This is a genomic window from Ochrobactrum sp. SFR4 (assembly GCF_019730395.1).
Taxonomy (GTDB): Bacteria; Pseudomonadota; Alphaproteobacteria; order Rhizobiales; family Rhizobiaceae; genus Pseudochrobactrum.
Map to the genome: position 1 here is coordinate 1 of NZ_JAAPBB010000588.1, position 302 is coordinate 302.

At 54.0% G+C, this 302-nt stretch carries 1 protein-coding gene; it reads left to right on the forward strand.

The window, feature by feature from the left end:
- The coding region (locus HBA93_RS20380) for an NAD-glutamate dehydrogenase domain-containing protein (protein WP_221724486.1) at positions 1-302 on the forward strand (302 nt) is incomplete at both ends.

Consider the following 302-nt stretch of genomic DNA (forward strand, 5'->3'; position numbering starts at 1 on the left):
CCGTCGCCACGATGGCAGCGTTGCGGAAATGGCGCGTGAGGCACTGGAAAAGCAGATCCGCACTTTTGTCCGCACATGGGAAGATGGTGTGCGTGACGCAGCAGATGAAAGCTCGCAGACTTTTGCGCCGCGTGTGATCAGTCTGGCTTCCGGTTTCCCTGAATCCTATCGGGAGACTTTCAATGAATCCGAAGCACTGATTGATGCGATGCGTATTGAAGCGCTGACAGAGCAAAATCCGCTGCATGTGGATTTCTACCGCTATGACACTCAGGAGCCGCAGGCAGCTTTTCTGAAACTCT